Genomic DNA, 17,756 nt, shown 5'->3' with positions numbered 1-17,756 from the left:
CGATTCTTGCACTCGGTACCGACACCTCGGCGCCGGGTCGAGACTCAGTCCAGATCCGCCGTCGCGCGGTAACCGCAGATCGGTGTATCTGGGCTCAGATGCCCGCGTAGGAGTGCAGACCCGAGACCAGCAGGTTGATGCCGATGAAGTTGAACCAGAAGCAGGCCACGCCGATGATCGCCACGACGGCCGCCCGCTTGCCGCGCCAGCCGGCGGTGGCCCGGGCGTGCAGGTAGCCGGCGTAGACCACCCAGGTGACCAGCGACCAGGTCTCCTTCGGATCCCAGCCCCAGAACCGGCCCCAGGCGTACTCGGCCCAGACCGAGCCGGCGGCGATCGCGAACGTCCACAGCGGGAAGGCGAAGGCGTGGAACCGGTAGGCCAGCTCGTCGATCCGGGTCGACGACGGCAGCTTGGCCAGGTAGCCGCGCACCGATTCGCGGCGCTCGGCCCGGCTCTTCAGCAGGTACAGGATCGACAGCAGCCCGCCCACGTTGAACGCGGCACCCGCGGTGGCCGCGACGACGATGTGGACGATGAACCACACCGAATGCAGGGCCGGCACCAGCGGCGCCACCGCGACGTAGAACACGGTCACCGCCAGACCCTGACCCAGCGCGGTGAGCAACGCCACCGGCAGACCCAGCCAGCGCATGCCGCGGAAGGCCAGCACCAGGTAGAAGGTGACGATCAGCAGCAGCGCCATCGTCACGAACTCGTACATATTGCCCCAGGGCATCCGGTTGGCGGCGATCCCGCGGCACACCACCCCGGCCAGATGGCAGGCCCAGGCGATCACCATCAGGCCGAGGCCCATCCGGCCGAACATGTCGGTGCGCAGCCGGGCGCGCTCGTCGGACGGCGACGCCGGCTCGGGGTCGCCCGCGACCTCCTCCAGCTCACCGGGAGCGCCGGCACCGGCAGCGACCAGGACGCCGGCCGGCACGGACGCCGGCTCCAGGCGACGGGCAGCGGCCCACTCGGCAGCGAAGGCGGCCAGCGCCAACAGGTAGACCACCACCGAGGTCACCATCGCCAGATTCGACCAGTACACGGCCATCACGGTTCTCCCTTCTGAGTGGAGCCTGCGGCATCGGCCTCGGCGGGCGCAAGCCCCTTGTCCGCGCGCAGCTGCAGTTCGTCGGCGATCAGCCGTAGTTCGTCGTCCAGGCCGCCACGGCCCTCGGTGCGGTCCAGGCCGGCCAGTTCGACGACGTCGCCCCGGACCCGCAGCCACACCCGGCGGGGCCGGATGAACAGCGACAGGCACAGCCCGGCGACGGCGACCAGCACCGCGCTGAACACCAGCCACAGCCCGGGGGTGCTGGACACCTGCAGGCTCACCCAACGTTTCCAGTCGTGGAACTGGATGGAGCCGCCGCCGGGCAGGTCGAAGATCTCCCCGGGGCGCAGGGTGAACCGCAGCTTCGAGCCGTCCGCCTTGGTGTACTGGGTGAGCCCGGTGGTGTCCAGCGAATAGACGTTCTCGGGTCGGCCGGTGGCCGGCTGGGGCGGCCCGTGCCAGGCGTTGAGCAGCAGCTGCGGGTTGAGCGCGTCCGGGAACACCGAGGTGCCGACACCGTCGGTGTCGACCGCGGTGGGCAGGAACAACGCCTCGAAGGCGAGCCGGTCCGGACGCGCGTAGGGCGCCTTGATCGCGCCGACGGAGAGGAAGTTGCCGTCCTGGGGCAGCAGCACCACAGGCCCGGCGAAGGCCACATTGCCCTGGGGATCCTTCACCGTGACGTCGACGGCGTAGCCGTGGCCGACCAGGTGCACGGTGCTGTCGCCCAGCACCAGCGGATGGTTCACCTCGAGGGTCTGGTGATTCTCGACGCCGTTCATTGTCGTTGTGGTCTCGGCGCGGAACACCCGGGCGGCGCCGCGCTGCACCGGCCCGGTTTCGAATTTGGCTTCGAACGAATCCAGCCGGACGGAGAACGGCACCAGTTGCTGGGCCTGGAAGGCACCGCCGGCGGTGAAGTCGTCGAACTGGGTGAGGGTGTTGCTGAACGAGCCGCCCTCGACCACCGCGACGCTGCCCTTGTAGCCGAACAGTGAGCCCCAGGCCAGGCCGCACAGCAGGAAGACCAGCGAGAGGTGGAAGACCAGGTTGCCCAGCTCGCGCAGGTAGCCGCGCTCGGCGCTGACCGAATCGTCCAGGCGCCGGATGCGGAAACGCCGCTTCGCCAGCACCTTCGCGGCCTCGTCGAGGACGGCGTCCGGGCGGTCGGCGGTCAGCGAGAGATGGGCAGGCAGCCGGCCCAGGTTGCGCGGGGTGACCGGCGGCTGCCCGCGGAAACCCCGTAGATAGACGCCGATCCGGGGAATGATGCAGCCCACCAGCGACACGAACAGCAGCAGGTAGATGGCGGCGAACCAGGGCGACGCGTACACGTCGAACATGCCGATGGCGTTGTAGAAGCCGCCCAGTTGCGGATTGTCCCGGATGAACTCATCCACCCGCACCGGAGCTGTGGGACGCTGCGGCAGCAGCGAGCCGGGCACGGCACCGAGCGCCAGCGCGAACAGCAGCACCAACGCCGTCCGCATCGAGGTCAGCTGGGTCCACAGGAAGCGCAGCGTCTCCCCCGGTCGCAGGCCTCCCGGCTTCCGCTCTGCCATCAGATCACCGTCCCGAAGCTGGCGGCCCATTGCCGCAGGGTGGCCATCAGGACGTCCCAGCCGCCGGTCAGCAGCAGCACCCCGACGACGATCATCATCACGCCTCCGGTGACCTGCAGGGCGCGGTGGTGGCGACGGACGAAGGCGATCGTCGAGCTGAACCGGTCCAGCGCCAGCCCGGCGATCAGGAACGGCAGGCCAAGCCCGACCGCGTAACACAGGGCCAGCAGCGCGCCGCGCAGTGCGGTCGCCTCGTTGAGCGCCAGGGTGAACACCACCTGGAGCGCCGGCCCGATGCAGGGCGTCCAGCCGAGGGCGAAGACGATGCCGAGCAGCGGCGCCGCTGCCAAACCCACCTTCGGTCGCAGGTTGAGCCGGACGGTGCGGCTGGCGAACGGCACCCAGCCGGCGAACACCAGGCCCAGCGCGATCGCCAGCACCCCGCCGATCACGGTGATCGTTCCGCGCCACTGCATCAGCGTGGTGCCCAGCGAACCGAACAGGACGCCGCCCGAGACGAAGACGATCGCGAAGCCCAGCACGAACAGCGAGGTGCCGGCCAGCACCCGACCGCGCTGCTTGCCCTCGGCCAGCTGTGCCGCGCTGAGCCCGCTGGCATACGACAGGTAGCCGGGCAGCAGCGGCAGCACGCACGGTGAGAAGAACGACACCAGGCCGGCCAGGATCGCCACCGGAGCGGCCAGCGGCATGCTGCCGCCGACCGCCTGCCGGGCCCAGTCGCCGATCTCCAGAACGATCATCAGCGGCCCGCCGCCACGTCCTCGATCAGGCCGACCAGGGTGGCTTCGGTGGCCTCACCCATCACCCGGGCGGCGATCCGGCCCTGATGGTCGATCACCACCGTGCTGGGAATGGCGCTCAGCGGTAGCTGGCCGGCGAACTTCAGCACCAGCTCGCCGCCGGGATCGAACAAGTTCGGGTACGGCACCTTGAACTCGCGGACGAAGGCCTCAGCCTGCTCGGGGGCCGCGTCCCGGGTGTTCAGGCCGACGAACTGGGCGATCTTCTCGGTGCGGTGCGCGGCTTTGACCAGCGCCGGCGCCTCTTTCACGCACGGCGGGCACCACGAACCCCAGACGTTGTAGACCAGCACCTTGCCGGACGCCGACGAACTGCTCCACGGCTTCTCGTCGAGGGTTTTGCCCTCGATGGCGGGGGCGGGGGTCCGCTGATCGGGGGGCACCCGGGTGATGGTGCCGTCGCCGCTGACGAAACCGCCCTCGGCGGCCGTCCCCGACCCGGTGCAGGCGGCGAGCAGCAGCGTCAGCACGCTGACGCAGACGAGGGCCAGACGACGCATCACGAGCCGGGGCGGAACAGGACTTTGGACTTCTTGGCCGGCAGCAGGTCGGCGGCCGGTTCGGCATAGTCGACGGCAACGATCCGGTCGTCGATCCAGGTGAACGAGGTGACGCTGGCCAGCCGGCACTGCCGCTTGCGCGGGTCGTGCACCAGCGAGCGCCCTTCGGCGGCCAGCCGGGAAATCCAGATCGGCAGTTCGTGCATCACGATCACCGCCTGCCCGCCGTCGCCGGCGGCCTTGGCGGCGTCCGCCATGGCGACCTTCACCCGGGCCACGATCGACGGGTACGCCTCGCCCCAGGACGGCCGCAGCGGATTGCGCAGCTGCCACAGGTTCTGCGGCAGCAGCAGCACCTGGTTGTACTTGCCGAAGTTGCGGCCCTCGAAGACGTTGGCCGCCTCGATCACCCGGTCGTCGGTGACGATCTCGAGATCGGGGTGTTCGGCGGCGATCGGCGCCATGGTCTCGCGGGCCCGCTGCAGCGGGGAGCAGCGCAGGTGGGTGAGCGGCACGTCGGCGAAGTGCTCGCCCAACCGGTCGGCCATCGCCCGGCCCAGCTCGCTCAGGCCGAAGCCGGGGAGCCGTCCGTAGAGGATGCCGTCGGGATTGTGAACCTGCCCGTGGCGGACCAGATGAACGACGGATTGCATGGGTGGCGGCGGCCTTTCGGTGTGCTCGGGCTCCAACAATACGGGACGCCTCGGGCGGGCTGCCCGCGTCCCGCGCGACCGCGATCAGGGTGGCGGATCGGGCCTGCCGTCAGCCGAGGGCGGCGCGCAATTGCGCCTCGTCCAGGAACCAGATGGCGAGCCGACGGCCGTCCACGAAGGTGACCGGGACGTGGTCGGTGTGCTCGGCGAGCGCCGGATCGGCGTCGATGTCGACGACGCTGAGGTCTGCGCCATGCTCGGCGCAGACCCGCTCAGCGATCGCCACCGCGTCGACGCACAAGTGACAGCCGTCGCGCACGATGACCACCACCCGGGGGCTGGTCATCGTGACGGACGCCTGAGAACTACTTGCCGGCGCGACGACGCTGGATGCGCGTCTTCTTCAGAAGCTTGCGGTGCTTCTTCTTCGCCATCCGCTTGCGACGCTTCTTGATGACCGAACCCACGCTAGGACCTCTCGATGCTGGCCCACTGGACGGGCCGGATAGTGCTCTTGGTTGGTGGTGGCCGGTTGCCCGGCAACTACGGCAGCTTACCGACTGGCTCACCCCGACGGCCAATCGCGCCCCGAGGCGGACGCCGAGGGCGCCACGACCTCGCTCCTCGCACTCCGCCCCGCACGACGTGCCGCTGCTCCCGTCGAATGCGATCCGGGCCGGCCCTTCGTCGCCGAACTCTCGAACTGCACCCGAATCCGGCTGTATCAGACCTCTGCCCACTCGACACCTATGGGCGTATTTGCCAATCGCCGAGATCAAGTGAGCAAAACCTGACCTCGACTAAGTTCCGGGGGGTTTGTGAATCGCTGAATTACCGGCCACACGGGGTCATTATCGCGACACCCGATGGTCGATATTCAGCCCTGACCGCGAATTCTCCTGTTCACCCGCCCCTCAATACCGTCCGCTCGTCAGCCTGTTAGGAGCAGCATGCGAGGAAAACACATCAAGCGAGGGATCGCGCTCGCCGGAATCACCGGCCTCGCGGTGACCACCACGTTCCTGGCCACCCCGGCCAGCGCCCGCGCGGAACTTCCCGCCGGACCCCCGACCAAGGACACCGTCAGCCACGCCAACACTCTGACGCCTGAGGTCAAGGCACTGATGAAGGGCACCGGCACCGCCGCCGAGGCCCGGGCACTGGAGAGCTACTGGACGCCGAGTCGGATGAAGGCGGCCAAGCCCTTCGAGAAGGCCCCGTCGATGACCCGGTCCGGGAAGGCGCCCCAGCAGCAGGCCCAGGCCAACCGTCCCGAGGGCAAGTTCGGCAGCGTCGCACCCTCGCGCACCAGCAAGGCTCCGAAAGCCGCCGTCAAGGTCGCGGTGAAGAAGGGCGTCACGCCGCAGTACAGCCAGCCCAACTACCCCTCCAGCGCCCCTGCCGCCCGTACCAACGGCAAGGTCTTCTTCAGCCGGGGCGGCAAGAACTGGGTGTGCTCTGCCTCCATCGTCAACAGCGAGGGAAAGAGCCTGGTGTGGACCGCGGGGCACTGCCTCGCCGAGAACGCGGTCTGGTCGAGCAATGTGTCGTTCGTCCCCGCCTATTCCAACGGCACCCGGCCCTACGGAACCTGGTACGCCAAGAACCTCACCACGACCACCAGGTGGTTCAACAACCATGAGTGGGCCTACGACGTCGGTGCCGCCACCATGCAGGCCAACTTCGGCGCCCGGATCGCCGACTACCTCGGCAGCCAGGGCTTGATGTGGAACCAGACACCGAAGACCTACACCGCGGCAGCATTCGGCTACCCCGCCGCGGCGCCGTTCAACGGGGCCTACCTGTACCGGGCCGACGGAAGCACCGCCGATCCCAATGACGGCACGATCTACATGTATTCGGGCCTGACCGGCGGCTCATCGGGTGGCCCATGGTTCCGCAACTTCGACGGCAACTGGGGCTACGTCAACGGGCACAACGACTTCATCTACACCAATCAGCCGGTGTACATGTACAGCCCGTACTACGGCAACCAGGTCGCCGACCTCTACAACGCCGTTCGCTACCAGAGTTCCGACGCGATCTCGGGAACGAAGCCGACGATCAGCGGCACCGCCACCGTGGGCGACACCCTGGCCGCCAGCCCGGGTAGCTGGACGCCGGCACCGGTCAGCCTGGCCTACCAGTGGCGGGCCGACGGATCCGTGATCTCGGGTGCGACCGGATCGACCCTGTCGATTCCCGCCTCGGCACTCGGCAAGGCCATCACGGTCACCGTGACCGGCTCCAAGACCGGCTACACCGGCGCCTCGTTCACCTCGGACAGCACCTCGAATGTCGTCGCGGGCACACTCACCGGGGCGAAGCCCAAGATCTCCGGCACCGTCAAGGTCGGCAAGAAGCTCACCGCCAAGCCCGGCACCTGGACGCCGTCCGGCGTCACCCTGAGCTACCAGTGGTACCGGAACTCGAGCCTGATCAAGGGCGCCACCAAGTCGACCTACAAGCTGGTCAAGGCCGACAAGAAGAAGCAGATCTCGGTCAAGGTCACCGGTACCAAAGCCGGGTACACCACGTTGACGAAGACCTCGGCGAAGACCAAGAAGGTCAAGTAGCAGCGCAACGGTTCTCAACCGCTGGCCGGCCCGGTTCGTCCGGGCCGGCCAGAAACCGAATCCCCCTATAAATGAGAGAGGCCTGAAGATCGGCCTCGTTTCTCAGGCCACACATAAACTTCGTCCGCGACCGTCGGACTGTTTCTCGGATTTGCCGACTCTATGGGAGCATTTGCCATCGGCTTCGGGTTCGGTTCGACAGATCCGGCCCGGCCGTTCATCCCGGGGGGGGAGTTGTGAACCATCGCAATCGCGGGCCGCGCCGCTTGCCTTTTGTCGCCATGCTGCATCGTCGCTATTCAGTCATGATGACGGATTCTCCTGTGCACACCTCGACCTCAGAACCCGTCCGCTCGTCAGCCTGTTAGGAGCAGCATGCGAGGAAAACACATCAAGCGAGGGATCGCGCTCGCCGGAATCACCGGCCTCGCGTTGACCACCACGTTCCTGGCCACCCCGGCCACCGCCCGTGCGGAGCTTCCGGCCGGGCCTCCGGCCACGACCATCGTTTCCCATGACAACGTTTTGACCAGCAAGGTCACGAAGCGGGTCAGGAAGACCGGTATCGAAGCCGAGGCCAAGGCGCTGGCGGACTACTGGACGCCGGCGCGGATGAAGGCTGCCAAGCCCATGGAGCGGACGGCGAACCGTTCCGACAGCACTGGCCAGCGCACCCAGCAGTCCGCCGCTCAGAGCACCGCCGGCAGCGTCGCACCGTCGCGCACCAGCAAGGTCTCGAACGGGATCGCGCCCCAGTACGCACAGCCGAACCTGCCCTCGAACACTCCCGCGGCACGCACCAACGGCAAGATCTTCTTCAGCCACAACGGCGGCAATTACGTCTGCTCGGGAGCCGTGGTGAACAGCGAGGGCAAGAGCCTGGTCTGGACGGCCGGGCACTGCCTGGGCGAAGACGGCGTCTGGTCGAGCAACGTGGCCTTCGTCCCCGCCTACTCCAACGGCACGACGCCCTACGGGGTTTGGTACGCCAAGAACATCGCCACCACCGGCGAGTGGTTCTACGAACACGACTGGGCCTACGACGTCGGCGCCGTGACCCTGCAGGCGAACTTCGGCTACCGGATCACCGACTATCTCGGCGCCCAGGGCATCAAATGGGGCGAGAAGACGAAGACCTTCACCGCCGCGGCGTTCGGCTACCCGGCCGACGATCCGTTCAACGGTGAAACTCTCTATCGGGCCGATGGAAAGACCACCGACAAGGGCGACGGCACCCTCTTCATGACCTCGGGTCTGACCGGCGGCTCGTCGGGCGGCCCATGGTTCCGCAACTTCGACGGCGACTGGGGCTACGTCAACGGGCACAACGACTTCATCTACACCAACGCGCCGCTGTACATGTACAGCCCCTACTACGGCGCGCAGGTCGCCGATCTGTACAAGCACGTGCGGAAGATGAGCGCCGATGCGGTGTCCGGGCCGACGCCGAAGATCAGCGGCACCGCCAAGGTCGGCAAGAAGCTCACCGCCAAGCCCGGGACCTGGAAGCCGTCCGGCACCAAGCTGAGCTACCAGTGGTACCGGAACTCGACCAAGATCAGCGGCGCGACGAAGTCGACCTACAAGCTGGTCAAGGCCGACAAGAAGAAGAAGATCACGGTCAAGGTCACCGGCAAGAAGGACGGCTACGCCAACACGACGAAGACCTCCGCCAAGACCAAGGCGGTCAAATAGCAACGCCCTGATCTGACCCGCCGGCCGGCTCGGCGATGCCGGGCCGGCCGGCACCCGTTTTACCCACTGACTCTGCGATCAGAAGCCGACCTGAAGGAGGCCCGCGATGATTCCGTTCACGACCCGCAGCCGAGGCGGCGCGTTCCTCGCGCTGGCCCCTGTCGCCCTGCTGATGTTCGCCGCCTGCACCGGCGGCCCCTCGACGACGCCGTCCGCCGACCCGTCCGGCGGCATCGTGACGTCCGGTCCGCTCACTCCGCCCACGGACGGCGCACCGACCCAGCCGAACCTGGTCACGCCTGAACCCGTCAAGGACGCCCGCAAGCAGGCGTTCACCAAGGCCGAGGCCGTGCCCGGCAAGTCCGCCGTACGCGTCGAGGGCACGCTGATGACGGGACCGCCCTGCAATGTGATCGGACGCGCCGAAGCCGTCGAGACCAACACGCAGGTGACCATCACACTGTGGGCGGGCGCCCGTCCGGACGCCCAATGCGACGGTCCTCAAGCCACGGTGCAGTTCCCGTTCGTCATCGAGGTGCCGCTGAAGGAACCGCTGGGCGAGCGCGCCGTGGTCGACGGAGCGCTCTGAGCCACCGCCCAAGAGGCGGGCGGCTCTCAGCCGGCCAGTGCCCGGCTGCGATCCCGGGCCGCCTCCATCGCGGTCAGGAAGGCCGCCTTCACCTTGTGATCCTCCAACTGCCGCAAGGCGGCCGCAGTGGTGCCACCGGGTGAGGTGACCTGCTCACGCAGCACGGTCGGGTGCTGACCGGATTCGACCAGCAGCTTGGCCGAGCCGAAGACGGTCTGCTTCACCAGCGAGCTGGAGATGTCACGCGGCAGGCCCAGCAGCACGCCGGCGTCGATCATCGCCTCGACCACGAAGAACAGGTAGGCCGGGCCGGAGCCGGAGATCGCGGTCACCGCGTCCTGGTAGGCCTCCGGCACGGTGATCGCCTTGCCCAGCGCGGTCATCAGTTCCATCGCGTGCGCCACGTCGGCTTCGGACGCCGTACTGCCGGCTGAGACCGCCGCCATTCCCTCGCCGACCAGCGCCGGCGTGTTCGGCATCACTCGGACGACCGCCGTGCCGTCGGGCAGGTGGCTCTCCAGCTGCGCGATGGTGACCCCCGCGCACAGCGAGACCACCAGCGTTCCCGGCCGCAGCACCGGCGCGATCTCGGGCAGTACCGCGCCGACGTCCTGGGGCTTCACCACCAGGATCACCGTGTCCGCATCGGCCGCCGCCTCGGCGTTGCCGGTTGCCTCGACGCCGTGCGCGGCGACCATCTCGGCCCGACGGAAGTCGCGCCGGTCGGCGACCACGATGGCGTCGCTGGACCAACCGGCCCGCAACAGTCCACTGACCAGCGCCTCGCCCATCACACCGGCGCCGATCACCGCCAGCCGGGTCATCGGTTCACCAGCAGTTCAGCGACCTGGACGGCGTTGAGCGCGGCGCCCTTGCGCAGGTTGTCGTTGCTGACGAACAGCACGATGCCCCGCCCGTCCGGCACCGACTGGTCGACCCGGATCCGGCCGACGAACGACGGATCCTTACCGGCCGCGAGCCGCGGCGTCGGCACATCGACCAGCGCCACTCCGGGCGCGGTGGCGAGCAGGCCGCGGGCCCGGTGCGGGCTGAGCTCCTCGGCGAACTCGGCATGGATGACCAGCGAGTGACCCGAGAACACCGGCACCCGCACGCAGGTGCCGGCAACCGCCAAGTCGGGGATGTGCAGGATCTTGCGCGACTCGTTGCGGAGCTTCTGCTCCTCGTCGGTCTCGTCGGTGCCGTCGTCGACGATCGAGCCGGCCACCGGGATCACGTTGTAGGCGATCGGGGCGACGTACGGCGCAGTGTCGGTCACCTCGTCGATGTGGCCGTCCAGGGCGAAGGCGGAGGGGTCGGTCGCGTCCTGGCTCTGGCTGAGCAGCGCGTTGATGCCCTTCACACCGGAGCCGGAGACCGCCTGGTAGGTGGCCACCACCAGGCGCTCCAGACCGGCCGCGTCGTGCAGCGGCTTGAGCACCGGCATCGCGGCCATCGTGGTGCAGTTCGGGTTGGCGATGATGCCCTTGGGCGGGTTGACCGCGTCTTCGGGGTTCACCTCGCTGACCACCAGCGGGACGTTCGGATCCTTGCGCCAGGCCGAGGAGTTGTCGACGACCAGCGCACCGGCGGCCGCCACCTTCGGGGCGTACTCGCGCGACATGGTGGCACCGGCAGACATCAGCGCGATGTCCAGGCCGGAGAAGTCCGCTGTCGCGGTGTCCTCGACGGTGATCGGGGTGCCCTTGAAGTCGAGTGTGCGCCCGGCCGACCGGGCCGAGGAGAAGAAGCGGACGGAGCTGATCGGGAAGTCCCGCTCGACCAGCAGCGAACGCATGACATTGCCGACGGTGCCCGTGGCACCGAATACACCCACATGCATGGGGTTCACCCTATCGTCCGGGTGCCGGTGCCTCGGTCACAGCCAGGTCAGGTACGGCGCCAGCAGCGCGTAACCGACGAAGGCCGCGATGTCGAGGATGGCGTGTGCGGCCACCAGCGGCCCGACGCGTTTGGTGCGCAGGTAGATCCAGCCGAAGATCAGGCCCATCGCGACGTTGCCGACGAAACCGCCGAAGCCCTGATACAGGTGGTACGAGCCGCGGATCAGTGCGCTCACGATCAGCACCGCCGGCACACCCCAGCCCGCCTGGCGCATCCGGGTGAACCAGAACCCGACGATGATCACCTCTTCGAGGACGCCGTTCATGATCGCCAGCCCGATCAGCACCGGAACTGTCCACCAGTTCTCGGCCAGGTTGGCCGGCTGGACGATGGTGTTCAGCCCGGCAGCCCGGGCCGCCAGATACAGCCCGATGCCGGGAATGCCGATGCCGGCCGCGATCACGAAGCCCCAGCCCACGTCGCGCCACGGACGGCTCAGGTCGAAGCCGATCCGTTCCCGGTCGCCGGAAAGCCGCAGCAGGTAGAGCGCCAGCAGCGCCGGCACCAGCGGGAAGACGATCCCGGCGAGCTGGTAGGACAGGTCGAGCCAGGGCCGGTCGGGGGTGACGCTGGTGTTGATCTGGGTGGTCTGCTGGTTCAGCGGCACCGCCCGGGTCAGCTTCTCCGCGATCGACAGCAGCGAGTACACCGCCGACTGCCCCAACGACACACCCAGGACGAGCAGCACCTCCCGCCCCGGACGGATCACGCGGCGCCCTCGAGCTGCCCGAGGTGCTTGCGGGCGAAACGCAGGGCGTCGGCGAGCGCCTCTTCACGGGCCGGGCGATCGAGGTCGTTGGTGTTCACCTCGAGCACCACGTGGCCGCGGTAGCCGCGTCCGGCCAGTTCGGCGAGCACGGCGTCGGCCCGCTGCGAGCCCCGTCCCGGCAGCAGATGCTCATCTTTCGCCGACCCGTTGCCGTCGGTCAGATGGACGTGCGCCAACCGGTCCTCCCAGCGCCGGACGAGGTCGAGCGCGCTCTGCCGGGCGGTGGCCGCATGGGACAGGTCGAGGGTCAGATGGTCGTAGTCGAGGTCAGTGGGATCCCAGCTGGGACGGTAGGCCTGGAACTCGCCGCCGCCCGGTGCCCGCCACGGATACATGTTCTCGACCGCGATGGTGACGCCGCTGGCCGCGGCGAGTGCCCGGACGCCCTCGACGAACCTGGTCGCGTAGCTGCGCTGCCAGCGGAACGGCGGATGCACCACCACCACGTTGGCGCCGAGCTGGTTCGCCGCCTCCGTGGCCCGCTTCAGCTTCGCCCACGGGTCGCTACCCCAGACCCGTTGGGTGACCAGCAGGCACGGCGCGTGCACCGCCAGCACCGGCAACTGGTGGTAGTCACGGAGCCGCTCCACGGCGTCCACATCGGCAGCCAACGGGTCGATTCCGACCATCACCTCGACCCCGTCGTAGCCGAGCAGTGCCGCCACCTCGAACCCGGCGGCCGTGTTCTCCGGGTAGACCGAGGAGGTCGACAGGGCGACCTTCGACTCGGCTCGGGGACCACTCACACCGGTCATCATAGGCGGGCCGCCACGAGCCCACCGGCGCTGGGGTGACCGGTAGTTGACCCGTCAAAATTTCATCATCGTGACGTTTGTATGACGCTTGGGCAGCGCCCCAGCCCTCGATTTCGCGGGAACGGCCTCTCATGGTGACAATGTCTCCATGCATGTCGATCACCTGACGTTCGCAGCAGGTCCGGACGGTCTCAAAGCGGAGGCCGAACGGCTCGGGGAACTGCTCGGCGCCAAATTCCGTGACGGCGGTTTTCATCCCCGCTTCGGCACCCGAAACCGCATTCTTCCGCTGGCCGACGACCGGTACATCGAAGTGGTCGAGGTGCTTGAGCATCCGGCTGCCGAGAAGGCCCCGTTCGGGCAGGCCGTCCGCGCCCGCTCCGAGATGGGCGGTGGCTGGCTGGGCTGGGTCGTGTCGGTCAACGACCTCGGTCCCTACGAGCAGCGCCTCGGACGCCAGTCCGTGGTCGGCTCACGGCATTTCCCCGATGGTCGGCTGCTGGAATGGGAGCAGATCGGCGTCAAGGGACTGATGTCCGACCCGCAACTGCCGTATTTCATCAAGTGGACCAGCGACGAGTCGGTCCTGCCCCGCGCGCTGGGCGGTGACCTCCAGTTGGTCGAATTGGAGATCTCGGGCAACGAAGAGCGGGTCGAGGACTGGATCGGCGCCGAGGTCGACGGCAACTTCGACGGCGTCAACATCCGGTTCACCTCACCCAACGGCCAGCCCGGCCTGGACGCCGCCACCTTCCACACCTGCAACGGCACCGTCCGCATCTAGCGTCACGTCATCCCTGCCGGCCCACGTCATCCCGGGCTTGCCCCGGGATCTCCCGGCCGAGCGGTTCAGTGCATGGATATCCCGGCGTTCGCCGGGATGACGAGGCGCGCGTGCCAAGCGGCGAAAACTGTCGGCGGCGCCCTCTAGCCTGCGGTGCATGGCCAAGAACAGCACTGCCCACCGTTGCTCCGAATGCGGCTGGACGAGCGCCCGCTGGGTGGGGCGTTGCAACCAGTGTCAGAGCTGGGGCTCGATGGCTCCGCACTCCCCCGCGCCCACCGCAACCGGTGCGGTACGGGGCGCGCCGACCGGACCGGCCCGGCCGATCCGTGACGTCCCGCTGGCCGAGGCGGCATCGGTGCCGACTGGTGTGGCCGAACTCGACCGGGTGCTGGGCCAGGGCCTGGTGGCCGGTGCGGTGGTGCTGCTGGCCGGTGAGCCCGGGGTGGGCAAGTCGACTCTGCTGCTCGATGTGGCCAGCCGCTGGGCGAGCACCGGACGCCGCACCCTGTACGTCTCAGCCGAGGAGTCGGCGGCTCAGGTGCGCTTGCGGGCGGGGCGGATCGGAGCGTTGGCCGACGAGCTCTACCTGGCCGCCGAAACCGATCTCGGCGCGATCCTGGCCCACATCGAACAGACCGCACCCGAGTTGCTGGTGCTCGACTCAGTGCAGGCCGTCACCGTCGGTGGCAGCGACGGCGTCACCGGCGGTGTCGCCCAGGTCCGTGAGGTGACCAACGCGCTGGTGCGGGTGGCCAAACAGCGCCGGCTGCCGGTGCTGCTGGTCGGTCACGTCACCAAGGACGGCACGGTGGCCGGGCCGCGGCTGCTGGAGCATCTGGTCGACGTCGTGCTCTCCTTCGAGGGCGACCGGCACAGCGGGCTGCGGCTGGTGCGGGCCACCAAGAACCGGTTCGGCCCGGCCGACGAGGTGGGCTGCTTCGAGATGATCGAGGACGGCATCCGCGAGGTCGCCGATCCGAGCCGGCTGTTCGCCTCCACCCGGGCCGAACCGATGCCCGGCACCGCCCTCACGGTCAGCCTGGAGGGTCGGCGTCCGCTGTTGGGCGAGGTACAGGCACTGGTCGCGAGCTCGGCGGCCCAGGTGCCGCGGCGGGTCACCCACGGCCTCGACTCCGGCCGGGTCTCGGTGATCCTGGCGGTGCTCGAGCGCAAGGCCAGGGTGCGGCTGCACAACAAGGAGGCCTACGTCTCGACCGTCGGCGGGGCGCGGCTGATCGACCCGGCCGCCGATCTGGCGGTGGGGTTGGCGGTCGCTTCGGCGGCGGCCGAGCTCGCCTTCCACCGCCCGGTGATCGCGTTGGGCGAGGTCGGCCTGTCCGGCGAGTTGCGCCGGGTGGCGGGCCTGGAGCGACGGTTGGCCGAAGCCAAACGGCTCGGTTTCGCAGTGGCGCTGGTACCGCCCGGCACCGGCGTCAGCCTGTCGGGAATGAAGATCGTCGAGGTGGCGACCCTCGAGGCTGCGGTCGATCTGCTGGGCCTGCGGCCAGCCAAGCGCCGCAAGTCCGACGGCGCCCATCTGCGGCTGGCCGGGGGCTGACGACACAGCGGGGCGCCGTAGACTGCCGTGGATGGTGAGCGTTGCGTCGAATCGGCTGAATCGGGCCTTGGGCCTGATCGCGCCCGGCACTGCCGTCCGCGACGGTCTCGACCGAATCGTGCACGGCCGCACCGGCGCGCTGATCACCCTGGGTAACAACGCCCGGTTGCAGGCGTTGAGCACCGGCGGGTTCGGCATCGACGTCCCGTTCACGGCGACCGCACTGCGTGAACTCGCCAAGATGGACGGCGCGATCATCCTCAACGACGCTCTCGACCGCATCCTATTCGCCGGCGTGCACCTGATGCCGGATGCCGCCGTCGACACCACCGAGACCGGCACCCGGCACCGCACCGCCGACCGGGTGGCCCGGCAGATCGGCGTACCCACGGTCACCGTGTCGGCGTCGATGTCGACCATCTCGCTGTTCGTCGACGGCACCCGCTGGATCGTGCAGCGTCCCGAGCAGTTGCTGGCCCGCGCCAACCAGGCGCTGGCGACCCTGGCCCGCTACCGCGACCGGCTCAGCGAGGCCACCGCACGACTGTCCGCGGCAGAGGTGCAGGACGCCGCCACCGTCCGCGACATCGCGGTGATCGCGCAGCGGCTCGAAATGGTTCGCCGGCTACAGAACGAACTGAACGGGTACGCGATCGAGCTGGGCTCCGACGGACGGCTGGTGCGGCTGCAGCTCGGCGAACTGGTCGCCGGTCTCGACACCCTCGCGGTCGAACTGGAGCGTGACTACAGCGACGAGGCCAACGAACTGCGGCTGTCCCGGCTGGCCGGCCTGGACACCGACGACCTGGCGCACCCGGCACTGATCGCGCAAGCCTGCGGCCTGGGCGAAGACCTGGGCCGCCGGGCGACACCGCTGGGTCATCGTCAACTCGCCCAGATCGGACGCCTGCCCGCCCCCGTCGCCGACGCGCTGGTCAGCCACTTCGGCAGCCTGCAAGGGTTGTTCGGGGCGAGCACCGCCGACCTGCTCGGCGTCGAGGGAGTCGATTACGGCGTTGCGCGCACCGTCCGCGAAGGGCTCATCCGGCTGGCCGAGTCGGCCTACGCCGAACGCTTGGACTAGCGCCGGGGCACTCGCTCAGGGCTTGGTCAGCGCGAACGCGAACCGCTTCGTCGCGCTCTCCTTGTAGGCGGCGGTGGCCACATAGGTGCCGGCACCCAGCAGCGACTTGGCCTGCTTGCAGCCCTGCGCCGACCGGAACGTCGTCCATTCGACCTTGAACTCGACGGTGGCGCCCGCCTTGAGGGTCTGCTTCTTCACCTCGGGCAGCCACTTGTCGCAGTGCGCGGTGCTGAAGACCGGGTCGCTGCCTGAGGCGACCCGCAGCACGAAGGTGGCCGGGGCGATCTCCATGACGCAGGGCAGTGCGGTGTTGTTCTCGGCTGTCACGCTGAAGGTCTGTTTGCCGCCGGACTTCACACTGCGGAAACCCTTCAGGTCGAGCTGGACGCCGATCGGTTCGCACGCGGTTGGGGCTGCCGGCGAACCGCTGGGCGACGTGCTCGGAGTCGGCATGTCATCGGACGGGCTGCCGCTCGGCGACGGTGCCGGATCAGAGGCGACGTCGGTCGGCGTGTCGGCCGGTGCCGGGACGCCGGTGGTGGGTTGTTCGCCCTTGGGCAGGAACGCCCACACCAGCAGGCCGACGACGATCACCGCGACCAGGACGACCAGACCACGCCGGATCCAGTACACGACAGGTGGCTGGGGGCCCTTGCCTGTCAGCACTTCGCTCATGCCGCCAAGGGTAAGAGAGGCATGCCGCCACGGCCGGGACACCACGCCGGAGGCGAATACAGTGGCCCGCGATGGACACCACCCGCCTCACCACGACGATCATCGCCTGGTACGACCGGCACGCCCGCGACCTGCCCTGGCGCGCACCGGACGCCTCGCCGTGGGCCGTGATGGTCAGCGAGTTCATGCTCCAGCAGACGCCCGTGGGTCGCGTCCTGGAGCCGTGGCGCAGCTGGCTCGACCGCTGGCCGACGCCGTCGGCGCTGGCGGCCGAGCCTGTCGGCGAGGCGATCCGGGCCTGGGGACGGCTGGGCTATCCACGCCGGGCGCAACGGCTGCACGCCGCAGCCGTGGCCATCGTGGAGCGGCACGGCGGCGAGGTGCCGGCCGATCCGGACGCCCTGCGCGCCCTCCCCGGAGTGGGTGACTACACCGCCGCCGCGATCGCCAGTTTCGCCTTCGGTGCCCGCCAGGTGGTGCTCGATGTGAACGTGCGACGGGTGCTGGCCCGGCTGGACGGCGGCACCGACGCTCTGGCCGGCTCGCCGACGGCCGCCGAACGAGTCCGTGCGGCGACCTGGCTGCCGCCGCACCCGACGGCGGCGCGCTGGTCGGTCGCTGCGATGGAACTCGGCGCCCAGCTGTGCCGGGCCAACAACCCGTCCTGCACCGACTGCCCGGTCCGTCAGGACTGCCGCTGGCTGGCCGCCGGACGGCCACCCGGACCGCCGCGCCGCCGCCAGCTCTACGCCGGCACCGACCGC

Annotated in this window: 19 protein-coding genes; 7 read left to right on the top strand and 12 right to left on the bottom strand. The window is 69.0% G+C overall.

Annotation, left to right across the window (positions count from 1 at the left end; genetic code table 11):
• Nucleotides 1-94: 94 nt before the first annotated feature.
• The 7 genes from ccsB to QM624_RS13225 all read right to left on the bottom strand — a co-directional run bounded on the left by ccsB (nt 95) and on the right by QM624_RS13225 (nt 5,066).
• Complete coding sequence (ccsB, locus tag QM624_RS13255; RefSeq protein WP_415092562.1) at nt 95-1,060, bottom strand: c-type cytochrome biogenesis protein CcsB; 966 nt, start codon at nt 1,058-1,060, stop codon at nt 95-97.
• A complete protein-coding gene (locus tag QM624_RS13250; protein WP_415092560.1) occupies nt 1,060-2,655 on the bottom strand; it encodes a cytochrome c biogenesis protein ResB in 1,596 nt (531 codons plus the stop codon). The genes ccsB and QM624_RS13250 overlap by 1 nt, the downstream gene beginning before the upstream one ends.
• Complete coding sequence (locus tag QM624_RS13245) at nt 2,625-3,335, bottom strand: cytochrome c biogenesis CcdA family protein (protein ID WP_415092614.1); 711 nt, start codon at nt 3,333-3,335, stop codon at nt 2,625-2,627. The genes QM624_RS13250 and QM624_RS13245 overlap by 31 nt, the downstream gene beginning before the upstream one ends.
• Nucleotides 3,336-3,385: 50 nt before the next feature.
• Entirely contained in the window at nt 3,386-3,946 is a 561-nt protein-coding gene (locus QM624_RS13240) for a redoxin family protein (RefSeq protein WP_415092558.1), read from the bottom strand.
• A complete protein-coding gene (locus QM624_RS13235) occupies nt 3,946-4,599 on the bottom strand; it encodes a histidine phosphatase family protein (protein WP_415092556.1) in 654 nt (217 codons plus the stop codon). Before QM624_RS13235 ends, QM624_RS13240 begins: the two co-directional genes overlap by 1 nt.
• Nucleotides 4,600-4,708: 109 nt before the next feature.
• The gene (locus tag QM624_RS13230; protein ID WP_415092554.1) at nt 4,709-4,945 is read right to left on the bottom strand and encodes a glutaredoxin family protein; all 237 of its coding nucleotides are present in this window, start codon (nt 4,943-4,945) and stop codon (nt 4,709-4,711) included.
• 19 nt (nt 4,946-4,964) lie between these two features.
• Entirely contained in the window at nt 4,965-5,066 is a 102-nt protein-coding gene (locus QM624_RS13225) for a 30S ribosomal protein bS22 (protein ID WP_002550589.1), read from the bottom strand.
• A gap of 483 nt (nt 5,067-5,549) precedes the next feature.
• Here QM624_RS13225 and QM624_RS13220 point away from each other — a divergent pair, with 483 nt between their 5' ends.
• The 3 genes from QM624_RS13220 to QM624_RS13210 all read left to right on the top strand — a co-directional run bounded on the left by QM624_RS13220 (nt 5,550) and on the right by QM624_RS13210 (nt 9,459).
• Nucleotides 5,550-7,175, top strand: coding sequence for a hypothetical protein (locus QM624_RS13220; protein WP_415092552.1), 1,626 nt, complete (start codon nt 5,550-5,552; stop codon nt 7,173-7,175).
• Between the two features lie 375 nt (nt 7,176-7,550).
• Nucleotides 7,551-8,870 (top strand): trypsin-like serine peptidase, encoded by a 1,320-nt coding sequence (locus QM624_RS13215; protein ID WP_415092550.1) that lies wholly within the window; start codon nt 7,551-7,553, stop codon nt 8,868-8,870.
• A gap of 106 nt (nt 8,871-8,976) precedes the next feature.
• The gene (locus tag QM624_RS13210) at nt 8,977-9,459 is read left to right on the top strand and encodes a hypothetical protein (protein ID WP_415092548.1); all 483 of its coding nucleotides are present in this window, start codon (nt 8,977-8,979) and stop codon (nt 9,457-9,459) included.
• Between the two features lie 26 nt (nt 9,460-9,485).
• Here QM624_RS13210 and proC read toward each other — a convergent pair whose 3' ends face one another.
• Genes proC through QM624_RS13190 form a run of 4 tightly spaced genes read right to left on the bottom strand, consistent with a single transcriptional unit; the run spans nt 9,486 to nt 12,879 of the window.
• On the bottom strand, nt 9,486-10,283 hold the full coding sequence (proC, locus tag QM624_RS13205; RefSeq protein ID WP_415092546.1) for a pyrroline-5-carboxylate reductase: 798 nt from the start codon (nt 10,281-10,283) through the stop codon (nt 9,486-9,488).
• The gene (locus tag QM624_RS13200; RefSeq protein WP_415092544.1) at nt 10,280-11,311 is read right to left on the bottom strand and encodes an aspartate-semialdehyde dehydrogenase; all 1,032 of its coding nucleotides are present in this window, start codon (nt 11,309-11,311) and stop codon (nt 10,280-10,282) included. The genes proC and QM624_RS13200 overlap by 4 nt, the downstream gene beginning before the upstream one ends.
• A 27-nt stretch (nt 11,312-11,338) precedes the next feature.
• The gene (locus QM624_RS13195; protein WP_415092542.1) at nt 11,339-12,073 is read right to left on the bottom strand and encodes a CPBP family intramembrane glutamic endopeptidase; all 735 of its coding nucleotides are present in this window, start codon (nt 12,071-12,073) and stop codon (nt 11,339-11,341) included.
• The gene (locus QM624_RS13190; RefSeq protein ID WP_415092540.1) at nt 12,070-12,879 is read right to left on the bottom strand and encodes a sugar phosphate isomerase/epimerase family protein; all 810 of its coding nucleotides are present in this window, start codon (nt 12,877-12,879) and stop codon (nt 12,070-12,072) included. The genes QM624_RS13195 and QM624_RS13190 overlap by 4 nt, the downstream gene beginning before the upstream one ends.
• Nucleotides 12,880-13,036: 157 nt before the next feature.
• Here QM624_RS13190 and QM624_RS13185 point away from each other — a divergent pair, with 157 nt between their 5' ends.
• The 3 genes from QM624_RS13185 to disA all read left to right on the top strand — a co-directional run bounded on the left by QM624_RS13185 (nt 13,037) and on the right by disA (nt 16,317).
• Entirely contained in the window at nt 13,037-13,672 is a 636-nt protein-coding gene (locus QM624_RS13185; protein WP_415092538.1) for a VOC family protein, read from the top strand.
• Nucleotides 13,673-13,829: 157 nt separating this feature from the next.
• Nucleotides 13,830-15,233, top strand: coding sequence for a DNA repair protein RadA (gene radA / locus QM624_RS13180; protein WP_415092536.1), 1,404 nt, complete (start codon nt 13,830-13,832; stop codon nt 15,231-15,233).
• A 31-nt stretch (nt 15,234-15,264) separates the two neighbouring features.
• The gene (gene disA, locus QM624_RS13175; protein WP_415092534.1) at nt 15,265-16,317 is read left to right on the top strand and encodes a DNA integrity scanning diadenylate cyclase DisA; all 1,053 of its coding nucleotides are present in this window, start codon (nt 15,265-15,267) and stop codon (nt 16,315-16,317) included.
• Between the two features lie 15 nt (nt 16,318-16,332).
• Here disA and QM624_RS13170 read toward each other — a convergent pair whose 3' ends face one another.
• Nucleotides 16,333-16,992 carry a hypothetical protein gene (locus QM624_RS13170; protein ID WP_415092532.1) on the bottom strand — a complete coding sequence of 220 codons (660 nt, stop codon included), beginning with the start codon at nt 16,990-16,992 and terminating at the stop codon, nt 16,333-16,335.
• 71 nt (nt 16,993-17,063) lie between these two features.
• On the opposite strand from QM624_RS13170, the gene QM624_RS13165 reads away from it, so the two are divergent.
• On the top strand, nt 17,064-17,756 hold a 693-nt coding region (locus QM624_RS13165; protein ID WP_415092530.1), incomplete at its 3' end, for an A/G-specific adenine glycosylase.

The sequence above is a fragment of the Micropruina sp. genome (assembly GCF_047606365.1).
Lineage (GTDB): Bacteria > Actinomycetota > Actinomycetes > Propionibacteriales > Propionibacteriaceae > Micropruina.
The sequence above is the reverse complement of the archived record's forward strand: the minus strand, read 5'-3'. Positions and strand labels throughout refer to the sequence as shown.

Bases quoted from the DNA above. Each gene is read 5' to 3' on its own strand.
- ccsB (WP_415092562.1), bottom strand. From the start codon at position 1,060: ATGGCCGTGTACTGGTCGAATCTGGCGATGGTGACCTCGGTGGTGGTC.
- QM624_RS13250 (WP_415092560.1), bottom strand. From the start codon at position 2,655: ATGGGCCGCCAGCTTCGGGACGGTGATCTGATGGCAGAGCGGAAGCCG.
- QM624_RS13245 (WP_415092614.1), bottom strand. From the start codon at position 3,335: ATGCCGCTGGCCGCTCCGGTGGCGATCCTGGCCGGCCTGGTGTCGTTC.
- QM624_RS13240 (WP_415092558.1), bottom strand. From the start codon at position 3,946: ATGCGTCGTCTGGCCCTCGTCTGCGTCAGCGTGCTGACGCTGCTGCTC.
- QM624_RS13235 (WP_415092556.1), bottom strand. From the start codon at position 4,599: ATGCAATCCGTCGTTCATCTGGTCCGCCACGGGCAGGTTCACAATCCC.
- QM624_RS13230 (WP_415092554.1), bottom strand. From the start codon at position 4,945: ATGACCAGCCCCCGGGTGGTGGTCATCGTGCGCGACGGCTGTCACTTG.
- QM624_RS13220 (WP_415092552.1), top strand. From the start codon at position 5,550: ATGCGAGGAAAACACATCAAGCGAGGGATCGCGCTCGCCGGAATCACC.
- QM624_RS13215 (WP_415092550.1), top strand. From the start codon at position 7,551: ATGCGAGGAAAACACATCAAGCGAGGGATCGCGCTCGCCGGAATCACC.
- QM624_RS13210 (WP_415092548.1), top strand. From the start codon at position 8,977: ATGATTCCGTTCACGACCCGCAGCCGAGGCGGCGCGTTCCTCGCGCTG.
- proC (WP_415092546.1), bottom strand. From the start codon at position 10,283: ATGACCCGGCTGGCGGTGATCGGCGCCGGTGTGATGGGCGAGGCGCTG.
- QM624_RS13185 (WP_415092538.1), top strand. From the start codon at position 13,037: ATGCATGTCGATCACCTGACGTTCGCAGCAGGTCCGGACGGTCTCAAA.
- radA (WP_415092536.1), top strand. From the start codon at position 13,830: ATGGCCAAGAACAGCACTGCCCACCGTTGCTCCGAATGCGGCTGGACG.
- disA (WP_415092534.1), top strand. From the start codon at position 15,265: ATGGTGAGCGTTGCGTCGAATCGGCTGAATCGGGCCTTGGGCCTGATC.
- QM624_RS13170 (WP_415092532.1), bottom strand. From the start codon at position 16,992: ATGAGCGAAGTGCTGACAGGCAAGGGCCCCCAGCCACCTGTCGTGTAC.